Annotated in this window: 14 protein-coding genes; 7 read left to right on the forward strand and 7 right to left on the reverse strand. The window is 41.1% G+C overall.

Annotation, left to right across the window (positions count from 1 at the left end):
• The first annotated feature begins 5 nt into the window (after positions 1 to 5).
• The 7 genes from BFS30_RS14745 (at position 6) to BFS30_RS14775 (ending at position 5,578) form a co-directional block, all read left to right on the forward strand.
• On the forward strand, positions 6 to 2,477 hold the full coding sequence (locus BFS30_RS14745; protein ID WP_069379986.1) for a heme lyase CcmF/NrfE family subunit: 2,472 nt from the start codon (positions 6 to 8) through the stop codon (positions 2,475 to 2,477).
• A 5-nt stretch (positions 2,478 to 2,482) separates the two neighbouring features.
• Positions 2,483 to 3,244 carry a Rossmann-like and DUF2520 domain-containing protein gene (locus BFS30_RS14750; protein WP_069379987.1) on the forward strand — a complete coding sequence of 254 codons (762 nt, stop codon included), beginning with the start codon at positions 2,483 to 2,485 and terminating at the stop codon, positions 3,242 to 3,244.
• A 43-nt stretch (positions 3,245 to 3,287) separates the two neighbouring features.
• Entirely contained in the window at positions 3,288 to 3,620 is a 333-nt protein-coding gene (locus BFS30_RS14755; protein WP_069379988.1) for a 2Fe-2S iron-sulfur cluster-binding protein, read from the forward strand.
• An 18-nt stretch (positions 3,621 to 3,638) separates the two neighbouring features.
• Complete coding sequence (gene iscX, locus BFS30_RS14760; protein WP_069379989.1) at positions 3,639 to 3,881, forward strand: Fe-S cluster assembly protein IscX; 243 nt, start codon at positions 3,639 to 3,641, stop codon at positions 3,879 to 3,881.
• 5 nt (positions 3,882 to 3,886) lie between these two features.
• Entirely contained in the window at positions 3,887 to 4,414 is a 528-nt protein-coding gene (locus tag BFS30_RS14765; RefSeq protein WP_069379990.1) for a KdsC family phosphatase, read from the forward strand.
• A gap of 108 nt (positions 4,415 to 4,522) precedes the next feature.
• Positions 4,523 to 4,927 (forward strand): hypothetical protein, encoded by a 405-nt coding sequence (locus tag BFS30_RS14770; RefSeq protein ID WP_069379991.1) that lies wholly within the window; start codon positions 4,523 to 4,525, stop codon positions 4,925 to 4,927.
• A gap of 69 nt (positions 4,928 to 4,996) precedes the next feature.
• Entirely contained in the window at positions 4,997 to 5,578 is a 582-nt protein-coding gene (locus BFS30_RS14775; RefSeq protein ID WP_069379992.1) for a Maf family nucleotide pyrophosphatase, read from the forward strand.
• Here BFS30_RS14775 and BFS30_RS14780 read toward each other — a convergent pair.
• The 7 genes from BFS30_RS14780 to BFS30_RS14810 all read right to left on the reverse strand — a co-directional run bounded on the left by BFS30_RS14780 (position 5,570) and on the right by BFS30_RS14810 (position 11,657).
• Entirely contained in the window at positions 5,570 to 6,481 is a 912-nt protein-coding gene (locus BFS30_RS14780) for an exopolyphosphatase (RefSeq protein ID WP_069379993.1), read from the reverse strand. The genes BFS30_RS14775 and BFS30_RS14780 overlap by 9 nt on opposite strands.
• Positions 6,482 to 6,486: 5 nt before the next feature.
• On the reverse strand, positions 6,487 to 7,827 hold the full coding sequence (locus BFS30_RS14785; RefSeq protein ID WP_069379994.1) for an ABC transporter permease: 1,341 nt from the start codon (positions 7,825 to 7,827) through the stop codon (positions 6,487 to 6,489).
• A gap of 5 nt (positions 7,828 to 7,832) precedes the next feature.
• Positions 7,833 to 8,738, reverse strand: a complete 906-nt coding sequence (locus BFS30_RS14790; RefSeq protein ID WP_069379995.1) for an ABC transporter ATP-binding protein — start codon at positions 8,736 to 8,738, stop codon at positions 7,833 to 7,835.
• A gap of 140 nt (positions 8,739 to 8,878) precedes the next feature.
• Positions 8,879 to 10,051: a molecular chaperone DnaJ gene (gene dnaJ / locus BFS30_RS14795; RefSeq protein WP_069379996.1), complete on the reverse strand. Its 1,173-nt coding sequence runs from the start codon at positions 10,049 to 10,051 to the stop codon at positions 8,879 to 8,881.
• A gap of 6 nt (positions 10,052 to 10,057) precedes the next feature.
• Positions 10,058 to 10,639, reverse strand: coding sequence for a nucleotide exchange factor GrpE (locus tag BFS30_RS14800; protein WP_069379997.1), 582 nt, complete (start codon positions 10,637 to 10,639; stop codon positions 10,058 to 10,060).
• A 128-nt stretch (positions 10,640 to 10,767) separates the two neighbouring features.
• A complete protein-coding gene (locus tag BFS30_RS14805; RefSeq protein ID WP_069379998.1) occupies positions 10,768 to 11,451 on the reverse strand; it encodes a cell division ATP-binding protein FtsE in 684 nt (227 codons plus the stop codon).
• A 2-nt stretch (positions 11,452 to 11,453) separates the two neighbouring features.
• The gene (locus BFS30_RS14810; RefSeq protein WP_069379999.1) at positions 11,454 to 11,657 is read right to left on the reverse strand and encodes a fructose-6-phosphate aldolase; all 204 of its coding nucleotides are present in this window, start codon (positions 11,655 to 11,657) and stop codon (positions 11,454 to 11,456) included.
• Positions 11,658 to 11,828 lie beyond the last annotated feature (171 nt).

Genomic DNA, 11,828 nt, shown 5'->3' on the forward strand with positions numbered 1-11,828 from the left:
TCTTAATGGATATACAATTTATTGGAGAGAACCTCCTGCCCGGTAAAATCGGCCAATTCTTTATTGTTTTAGCGTTTGCGGCTTCTTTACTCTCTACGATAGCCTATTTTTTTGCTACAAAAAATAAAGACCTTGGGGATCAGTCATGGACCCGCTTAGGACGGATTTCATTTTTAATAAACTGGGTAAGCATCTTGGGAATTGGCATCACTTTATTTTACCTCATCTTAAACCACAATAACGAGTATTATTACGTTTACTCCCACTCTTCCAAAGAACTTCCTGTATATTATATTGTTTCTGCCTTTTGGGAAGGACAGGAGGGGAGTTTCTGGTTGTGGGCTTTCTGGCAGTCTTTGCTGGGTGCAATCTTAATCTGGAAAGCTAAGACCTGGGAAAATGGGGTAATGACCGTTGTTGCTTTCTCTCAGGTATTTCTGACCTCCATGTTGTTAGGCGTGGAAATATTCGGTGAGAGAATCGGAAGTTCTCCGTTTATTCTTTTAAGGGAAGCAGTAAATCTTAAAGATATGGCTCCGGTTGTATTTGCGGATCCTGAAAATTATAAAAACTATCTGAAGTTTATTACTGACGGAAGAGGACTGAATCCATTGTTACAAAACTATTGGATGGTCATTCACCCGCCAACACTATTTCTTGGTTTTGCCAGTATGGTGGTTCCATTTGCTTACGCAGTGACGGGTTTATGGCAAAGGAAATATAAAGACTGGGTTAAACCGGCAATGCCCTGGGCATTGTTTGCAGTGATGATTCTGGGTACAGGTATTATCATGGGTTCCTTCTGGGCCTATGAAGCGTTGAATTTTGGTGGGTTCTGGGCATGGGACCCTGTCGAAAATGCATCCATCATTCCATGGTTGACACTTATTGCAGGCGTTCACGTGATGATCGCTTTCAAAAATACAGGACATGCTTTCTTTACGGCTATCTTCTTAGTCATCATTAGTTTTGTATTGGTTCTATATGCTTCTTTCCTGACAAGAAGTGGAATTCTCGGAGAAACTTCGGTTCATTCTTTCACGGACCTGGGAATGTTTGGCCACCTGATTTTATACAATGTGGTGTTCCTTGCAGTACCGGTGTACCTGCTGATCTCCAGATGGAAAGAATTGCCGATTACCAATAAAGATGAAGAAACTTATTCCAGAGAATTCTGGATGTTTATCGGAGCCCTGGTGATTACTGTAGCCTGTATTCAGGTGATCTTTTCTACTTCAGTGCCGGTATTCAATGCTGCATTCGGGACCAAATTTGCTCCCCCGATCGATGCCATCAAATATTATAACCAATGGCAGGCTCCTTTTGCAATTCTGGTGACCATTATTTCTGGTTTTTCTCAGTTCATGAAATACAAGAGAACTGATACACGCAAGTTTTATAGCAGTCTGATTGCCTCTATCGTATTTGCGGTGATCATTACGGCTGGATTTGTTTACCTGACCAATATCTACACAAACTTAATGTATATCCTGCTGACCTTTAGCTGTGTGTTTGCGATCCTTGCCAATGCAAGAATCCTCGGACAGGCCTTTGGCGGGAAACGTAAACTGGTAGGCGCGGCAGTGGCCCATATGGGATTTGCTTTATTATTGATTGGAGCTTTGGTTGCTGCAGCGACGAATAAACCGATCTCCCTGAATGCAACGAATTTCATTCCGGTAAAGGATTTTGAAAAAGCGGAGAAGCCTGGTGAAAATATTGTGCTCTATAAAAATGAGCCTAAGAAAATGGGCAGGTACACAGTTACTTATACCAGAGACACTACGGTTGCCCCAAATACCATATATACTTTAAACTTCAAGGTTTACGATGAGGAAACTGGAAAACTGAAAGAGGATTTTGAATTGAACCCTCATGTGCAGGCAAATGAAAAAATGGGTCTGATTGCTTCTCCGGATACCAAACATTACCTGACCTATGATGTGTACACCCACATCACCAGTGCACCTGATAAAAAACAGGCAAACGGAAGTCATGAGGAGGATGCCAATCCGGAAGAAAATTATAAAGCACCGAGAATCGTAAATGTAAGTACAGGGGATACCCTGCATACGAGTAGCGGAGTTATTACGGTTAAAGGGTTAAACAACCAGCCAAAAGCGAAAAGCCTGGCATTAGCTCCAGGTGATCTTGCTGTAGGTTTACCACTGGAAGTGGTGGTGAACGGAAAGACTTATAAAACAGAGCCGATCTTCCTGGTAAAAGGCAACAATACTTTCGATTTTGCACGTAATATTGACGACCTGGGATTGAGATTCAGGTTCACTAAAGTACTTCCTGATCAGCAAAAAGTAGAACTGCAGGTTTTTGAAAAACCTCAGCAGGCCAAAGACTGGGTGGTATTTAAATCCATTGAATTTCCTTATATCAATTTGTATTGGGCAGGAACGATTGTCATGGTGATCGGATTTTTACTTTCTATTTTCAGAAGGCAAAAAGAAGTTAAGACGGTTTAAATCCTATGAAAATAGTTTGTATAGGTTCGGGTAATGTAGCCACACACTTTTCCAATGCTTTTAAATCAGCCGGATCTGAGCTGGTTCAAATCTGGAGTAAAAATCCGGAACATGCTGCAGAACTGGCTATCAAAACCGGGGCTAAGCCAATTGCCGATTTAAAGGAAATCGATAACAATGCTGATGTATACCTGATTGCAGTGAAGGATGATGCCATCGAAGAAGTAATCGCGCAGCTGAGCGCTGTCAAAGGAATGATCGTTCATACTTCCGGAGCTACGGATATTGATGTTTTTCCTGCCACCATTGCAAAATATGGGGTCTTATATCCATTGCAGACTTTCTCTAAACATAAAGCAATCGACTTTAATCAGGTGCCGCTTTGTATTGAGGCTAAAGATGAGGAGATATTAAAATCGTTAAAATCTATAGCGCTGATGCTGAGTCCGCTGGTGTATGAAGTGAATAGTGAAAAAAGAAGGATTTTACACCTCTCTGCTGTTTTTGCTTGTAATTTTGTGAACCATTTATATACCCTGAGCAATGAAATCCTTCAAAGGAATGAACTGGATTTCGAAATTCTGAGGCCTCTGATTATGGAGACTGCGGAAAAAGTTCAAAACGCATTTCCTGTCGATGTACAAACAGGACCGGCCATTCGTAACGACGAACAAACGATTACCAAACATAAAGAACTGTTGAGTAATATGCCTGAATTGAAGGATATCTACGAAACTTTAAGTAAAAGCATTAAAAAAACACATTAATCATGTAATTGCGGTTTTTGGTGCTTATTTTTGAGACCTAATTATGAGTATTTTTAAATTAAAGATAAATTTTGAAGAGCAGGGTAAAGAGCCAATTGAACTTCCTATCGCCGGAGGGGAATCAGTTCTTGATGTATGCCTTGATCACGGAATAGAATTACAACATAACTGCGGGGGGGTATGCGGTTGTAGTACCTGTCATGTGTATGTGAATAAGGGAATGGATGATATCCAGGAAATTTCCGATAAGGAAGAAGACTTTATTGATCGCGCGGTTCGTCCGAGAATTACTTCCAGACTGGGATGCCAGTGTGTGGTAGTGAACGGGGATATTGAAGTGACCATTCCTGACCAGTCCGAGTTTTTAGGCCATTAATTAACAAACAAACACTATATGCAAGATAAATTTGCTTTACCGATTTATTGGAACGACCACGAGGACATTGCTCAGGAATTATATGAGAAATTCGGGGACGAATTCAATGAAGCCAAGATATACCGTATCAGGTTTACTGAATTATTGGAATGGGTACTAACCTTACCTAATTTTAAAGGAACCAGAGAAGAAAGTAATGAAGGCCACCTGGAGCAAATCCAGTCTGCCTGGGTTTATGAATGGAGAGATAACCAAGGCTAAACCTGATGTTTCTGCAAAAACTTAAAGAAATTACCACATTTATATTTGATGTAGATGGTGTATTAACGAATGGTGATATCCTGGCCTCGGATTCGGGGGAGTTTTTGCGGACATTTAATATCAAAGATGGCTATGCCCTGCAACTCGCTGTGAAACGTGGATATCAGGTAGGTATCATTTCCGGTGGAAAAGGTCAGGCGATGCAAAAACGCTTTGAAGGCCTGGGTATTAAAGCGATCTTTCTGGGGGTTTCTGATAAAGTAACCGTATTGGAAAGTTATCTGGAAAAAATTCAGGTTAATACCAACCAGGTATTGTACATGGGAGATGACATCCCGGATCTTAAAGTCATGAAGATGGTAGGCCTGCCTACCTGTCCGGCAGATGCTGTTCCGGAAATTAAAGCCATTTCTCAATATGTTTCTCCTTATACCGGAGGTAAAACTGCGGTTAGGGATGTGATTGAAAAGGTACTTCGTGTGCAGGAAAACTGGTTTGACGAACATCCTTCTGCAGCCGATTCCGGCAAATAATAGCTATTTTTTTTTGTAACACCTATGTTACCTTTTGGGGATTAAACTAAATTCCCCGGGATTCCTCTAATCTTTAAAAAACAAGAAAAACAGAGTTAATAAAATCCTATGAAAAAATTATTGATGATTTGCGGATTGTTATTCAGTGTAATTACATTCGCACAAGCCCAACAAGATGGTGGCCGTAAAATGAGGACCCCTGAAGAAAGAGCACAAAAGAATGCAGAAGGCCTGACTAAGAGATTAGGTCTGAACGATGATCAGAAAGCAAAGGCGACAGCCATCTTTCTGGAACAGGCAAATGCGGTAAACAAAGCACGTGAAGCAGGTTCAGACGATAAAGAAGCAAGAAGAGCTCAAATGAAACAGTTAAATGAAGATACTGATGCAAAGATTAATGCATTGCTGACTGAAGACCAGAAAAAAACTTACGAAACCTGGAAAGCAGAACGTAAAGATAAAATGAAAAGAGGTGGAAGAGGAGATGGTCAGAAATCTGACGGAAACCGATAAAAAGCAATTAATACAAATAACAGAAGCGGCCTTTGGCCGCTTTTGTTATTTTTGCACAAATATTTAAATATGTATCAGCAAAGACTTCCTATTATCCTGGCCTCCAAATCTCCACGGCGACAAGAATTGTTAAGCGCCATGAACCTCGATTTTAAAGTCGTATTGAAAGAAGTAGATGAGAGTTACCCGGATCAGCTTCTTCCTGCTGAAATTGCAGTGTATATTGCTGAAAAGAAAGCAAAAGCTTTTGATGAAGATAGTAAAGGAAGCATTATTGTAACTGCGGATACCATTGTGGCCTATAACGGAGAAATTCTTGGCAAACCGGAAGATGCACACCATGCAACAGAAATGCTGACTAAACTTTCAGGAACCAACCACCAGGTATATACCGGTGTCAGCTTAATCTGTAACGGAAAAATGCGTTCCTTTTATGACACTACCGAAGTTTTCTTCAATACCTTAAGTCAGGAGCAAATCAGCTATTACATCAAAAATTATAATCCAATGGATAAAGCAGGAGCTTATGGAATTCAGGATTGGATTGGTCTCATCGCTGTAGAAAAAATAATCGGTTCTTATACCAATGTCATGGGATTGCCTACAGAAAAACTGTATAAAGTCCTGGCCGACAATACCTGGTTACTTTAGGGGCTGAAGATCTGCCAGTACGCCCATCTTCAGGTCGTAGGTAGATAAACTAAGTTGTTCGATATTTCCCACGGAAAGAATGTAATCGGTCAGAATAGAAGCCATAACAATCATATCTACCCTTAAGCGGATAAGGCCTGGCATCTTTTCCCTTTCGGTATGACTGGATGCAATGAAAGTAGCAGATAATACTTTATAGGCAGGTATGCTGATCGGATAGTACTTGATTTCCTTAAGGTTTAACTCCGGATATAAGATGCCCGCAAAGGTCTCAAAAGCGCCCGCTGAGCCAATTAAATGCTGGGGTTGATATAAGTTCAATACTTCTTTTAAATCGCCTAATTCCCCATCTAAATGGCGAATAATGTCCTGTTGGTCTTCTGCGGTAATCGGATCAGAATGGAAGAATGCCTGCATGAGACGTGCAGCCCCGATATTATAGCTTTTTTTCCATAATAGTTCTTCCTGATTGCAGAGGATAAATTCTGTACTCCCTCCTCCGATATCCATTATCAGAGCAGTCTGATCGATTACTCCCGTAGCCCTGACCCCTTTAAAAATGTATGCGGCTTCTTCATCGCCACTAATTACGTTGATGTCTATTCCTGCATAATTTTTGGCTGCCTTGACAAAATTAATCCCGTTTTCCGCACTTCGTATAGCAGAGGTAGCGGTCGCTTTTACGAGGTCCACCTGATGTTCCTTAATAATCAGGCTAAATTTTTCAAGGGCCAGGAGGCCTCTTTCGAAAGCCTCCTGAATGATGAAATTCTCATTAATTTTCCCTTCACCAAGTCTTACAGGAAGATTGGTCTTATAACATATCCTGGTTTCCTGCGGTGTAAGTTCCGCAATGATCAGGTGGAAGGTATTTGTTCCAAGGTCAATAACAGCAACCTTCATGTAATTTAATTTTTATAGGTAAACCACTTTATCATTTCTTTCAGACTGGTCTTTTTACCGTACATTAAGATACCTACTCTGTAAATTCTGGAGGCCAGCCAAACGGTACCAATGAATCCGAAAATCAGAATCAGCATAGATAGTGCCAATTGCCAGTCCGGAACACCATAAGGCAGGCGTACCACCATAGCGATAGGAGAGGTAAACGGAATCATGGATAGCCAGAAAGCAATTGGCCCGTAAGGATCATTGGTTACTACACTTAAGGAAAGTGCATAACCAACCAGTAAAGGCATCATTACCGGCATCATGAACTGCTGGGTTTCCGTCTCCGAATCTACGGCCGAACCAATGGCTGCATAGAGTGCACTGTAAAATAAGTAGCCACCAATAAAGAAGAAAATAAAAACCAGGATAATTTTAGTCAGATCTAAACTGGCCAGACTTTTCTGCATAGCCAGTACCGGACTGTCTGCCTGACTATTCATTCCGGCTGAAATACTCGTCCCATCTTTTGCTTTAACAGCCGCTGAAGCAACGGCAGTCTGTTGAAGGGTATCTTTGCCCACAAAAGCAGTTACTGCAAGCGTGGAAATCGATGCGGTAAGGACAATCCAGAGTATAAACTGAGTGAGACCTACGAGTGCAATCCCGATGATCTTACCCATCATCAGCTGGAAGGGTTTTACGGAAGAAATCATCACTTCTATGATCCTGCTGGTTTTCTCTTCAATCACCCCGCGCATTACCTGAATTCCGTATAAGAGAATAAACATAAACATCAATATGCCGGCTGCGGTACCGATAATCGTGCTGGCGCCTGCACTGGAATCTTCTTCTTTTCCTGTCTCACCGATTTTTTTAGTGTCAATATTCACATCCGTCTTTAATCCATCCAGATCGGTCTGGGAAATACCGGAGGCTTTTAATTTCTGCGTACGGATCAGTTCTTCAATATCTCCGGATACCCGGTTGCTGAGCGAAAGTCCGGCCTGTTTATTGCCAATCAGCTGTATTCCTTTTGGAGAATTGATGCTGAATTCCGGAAGGTAAAGAATATAGTCGTATTTCGCGGTCTTTAATGAAGCCTTCATCTCTTCGAGCGATTCGCTGACATAGGTATAACCTATATTTTTTGTAGGATTTAATTTTTCGGTTAAGGACTTGTTATGGTTAACTACAGCAACTTTATTGAACGTTCCCTTTACGCCCTGAATGGAAAAGTATATAATCAGGCCATAAAAACCGGCGATGATAAGGGGGGTGATTAAAGTCATGATGATGAACGACTTCTTTTTTACCCTGGATAAGTATTCTCTTTGTATAATGAGTAAGATTTTGTTCATGGCTGTTAGTCTTGTTGTTTTACTTTTTGAATGAAAATGTCGTTCATCGTAGGGATCACTTCATCCAGACGGTTAATGGATACGTGTGGAAGTAATGCCGACAATACCTGGTTGGTGTGCTGCTGTTCCCGGATTTTGATCTTTAGCCTGGTTTTACCTTTCATGGTTTCCATTTGCAATACTTCAAAGAGTTCTTTTGATTGCTCGATATTATACTCACCTTCATATTCCAGCCAGTAGGTTTGGTTACGATATTGCTCTCTGATTTCTTTAACCGGGCCATCCAATATTTTTTTGGAATGATGGATCAGCGCAATGTTGTCACAAAGTTCTTCAACGGATTCCATTCTATGAGTAGAAAAGATGAAGGTGGCGCCTTCTTTATTGAGTTCCAGAATCTCATTCTTAATAATGTCTGCATTTACGGGATCAAAGCCGGAGAAGGGTTCGTCCAGAATAATCAGCTCTGGCTTATGAAGAACCGTTGCCACAAACTGTACCTTTTGCTGCATTCCTTTACTCAGGTCTTCTACTTTTTTACTCCACCAGTCGGCCATTTCCAGTTTTTCAAACCAAAATCTGATTCTTTTGGTCGCCTCAGCTGTACTTAGCCCTTTTAGTTTGGCGAGGTATAAAACCTGTTCCCCGATCTCCATTTTCTTGTATAAGCCCCTTTCTTCCGGCAAATAGCCAATCTGAGAGATGTGATCTACATTAAGGCGTTCTCCGTTGAATAATACTTCTCCGCTATCGGGACCGGTAATTTGAGTGATGATTCTGATCAGGGAAGTTTTTCCTGCACCATTAGGTCCAAGAAGACCAAATATTTTGCCTTTTTCTACCTGCAGACTGACGTCGTCCAATGCGCGGTGGCTCGCGTATTGTTTAACAATATTCTTTATAATTAGCATTTCTTAGTTTTATTAGTCTTCAATTAGTATCGCATCCTTTCAAAATGTTACTGATTTTGTAATAATAATTTTAAATACAAAAAAATATGGTCAATAAAAAAGCCACCCATTGGGTGGCTTTAAATATTCAGTGGAATTAATTACTCAAAATATTCTTTCATCTTCTCAAAGAAGCTTTTATCATTCTTTCCTGGCTGTGGTTTAAAATTCGGAGATTCCCGCAATTTCTCCAGCATACTTCTTTCTTCCGAGCTCAACGCTTTAGGTGTCCAGATATTGATGTGGATAATCTGATCACCACGGTGATAAGAATTGATTTCAGGAAGACCTTTACCTTTTAAACGCAACAATTTGCCACTTTGGGTACCTGGTTCGATCTTGATTTTTGCTTTACCGTCGATAGTAGGTACTTCGGCACTATAACCTAAGGCCGCATCGATGATTGAAACATGCAGGTCGTAAACTACATTGTTTCCTTCGCGTTTCAGGGTTTCGTGAGCAACCTCTTCAATCAGGATGATCAGATCTCCCGGAATTCCTCCATTAGGGGCAGCATTACCTTTTCCGCTCATGCTCAGCTGCATGCCATCACTTACACCCGCAGGGATGTTAATGGCAATGGTTTCTTCACCGCGAACGATACCTTCACCATGACAGGAAGTACATTTAGCCGTAATCTGCGAACCGCTACCGTTACAGGTAGGGCAGGTAGAGGTGGTTTGCATCTGGCCCAATATGGTATTGGTTACCCTGCGCACCGCACCGCTTCCCCCGCAAGTCTGACAGGTGCTTACCGAGTTACGGTCTTTCGCACCTGATCCATCGCAGGTTTTACAAGTGATCTGTTTATTTACTTTAATTTTCTTTTCTGTACCGTTGGCAATTTCTTCCAGAGTAAGTTTTACTTTGATGCGCAGGTTTGTGCCTTTTGCCACACGTCTGCCACCACGAGATTGCTGACCGCCGCCGCCAAAGAAGCTATCGAATGGACTACCGCCACCACCACCAAAGATATCGCCAAACTGGCTGAAGATATCTTCCATGTTCATGCCGCCGCCGCCATATCCGCCACCGTTACCTGAAGCGCCGCCTACACCCGCATGGCCATAATGGTCATAACGCTGCTTTTTCTCCGGATTACTTAAAATCTCGTAAGCTTCAGCTGCTTCCTTAAACTTATCCTCAGCTGTCTTGTCGTTAGGATTCTTATCCGGGTGAAACTTGATGGCCAGTTTACGATAAGCCTTTTTTATCTCTTCAGCGGATGAACTCTTGGATACACCAAGCACATCATAATAATCTCTTTTGCTCATAAAATATTAACTACCTACTACAACCTTGGCAAAGCGTATTACCTTGTCGTTTAAAGTGTAACCTTTTTCTAACTCGTCTATAACTTTTCCTTTCATTTCCTCATTCGGGGCAGGAATTTTTGTTATCGCTTCATGAAGGTCTGTATCGAAAGGAGTGTTGATGCTCTCCATCTCTTTCAGGCCTTTCTGTCCTAATACGCTCTTTAATTTATGGTGAACCAAAGCAATGCCTTCGCGAATCGGGTTGATGTCCGTTGCAGCATCCATGGCTTTATTGGCACGGTCAAAATCATCTAATACCGGAAGCAAAGATACAATCACGTCTTTACCTGCAGTTTGTAAAAGCTCTACACGTTCTTTCTGAGTACGACGTTTATAGTTGTCAAACTCCGCAAATAAGCGTAGATATTTATCATTTAAAGCAGCAACTTCTTGTTGTAATTTTTCCTCAACAGAGATTTCTGGTTGAACTTCTTCAGTTGAAGCGGCATCTGCACTTTCTTCGGCTTGCTCGCTGGTTACCTGCTCATCAGCAGTATTTTCCACAATAGGATCTTCGATGTCGTTTTTTTTCTTCTTGCTAAACATGGTATAGTAGAATTTTCGGATCTGAACTCAAAAGCTTTGCCAATGAATAATATCCGCCATGCTGTCAGCTTTAAATGAAAAAGACTGACCAGAATGGCGGATTAGGAATGTTTTGTCAGGGTTAAGGATTATACGATTTGGGCATCCTCATGCACAATTCCTCCTTCGCACTTGATGATTCTGGATGGGAAGGTGCGAATAATATGATAGTCATGTGTAGCCATTAATACAGCGGTTCCACTCTGACTGATTTGTTTCAATAGCATTACAATTTCTTCGGAAGTATCCGGATCCAGGTTTCCTGTAGGTTCATCCGCAAGGATAATTTCCGGATTGTTCAATAAGGCACGGGCAATCACTACACGTTGTTGTTCTCCTCCTGAAAGCTCATGAGGCATTTTTCTGATTTTTGACCTGAGCCCTACTTTTTCCAATACATCTTTAATGCGTTCCTGGATTAAAGCAGCATCTTTCCATCCGGTAGCTTTTAATACAAACTCCAGATTTTTTTCTACCGTTCTGTCTGTCAGCAATTGAAAATCCTGAAATACGATGCCCAGCTTTCTGCGCAGAAAAGGAACATCTTTCAGGGCAAGGTTTTTTAAATCAAAACCTGCAATCTGTCCGTCACCATTTCCAATATGAAGGTCTCCATAAATGATCTTAAGTAAACTACTTTTACCGGATCCCGTCTGACCAATCAGGAAAACAAATTCCCCTTTATCTACATTCAGGTTTACATTGGATAAGACCAGGTGTTTCTGCTGGAATACATCAACCTTCTTTAAATTTATAACTGCGTTTTCTGCCATTTTTAAATATCTAATTTAGCAATTTGTCCGAAAGGCAAATCATTAACAAAATTCATTATATAGGGCAATTTATCGCCTAGGCCTAATTTATCCAGAGATTTGTCAGGTCTGTCGACCCTGAAATAGGCCAGTAAAGTGAATTTATCATCCCTCAACTGCACATAGTCAGGAATTTTGGCAATGCCTTTTACTTTGATTACATACATTTTGTTCAAAAATAGTATTTCAAAATGAGAAATGAAGGGCTTTAGGGTATTTATCTAGTTTTGACGGTGTTGTACCTGGAGGTAATTTGCAATGAGGCTGATGTTTTCTTGCTTATAAAGAAATTGTAATCTGTTCCTATTCCCGGTTAACGGCTTCAGCTCAGAATTTTC

This window comes from Pedobacter steynii (assembly GCF_001721645.1).
In the GTDB taxonomy this organism is placed as follows: Bacteria; Bacteroidota; Bacteroidia; order Sphingobacteriales; family Sphingobacteriaceae; genus Pedobacter; species Pedobacter steynii_A.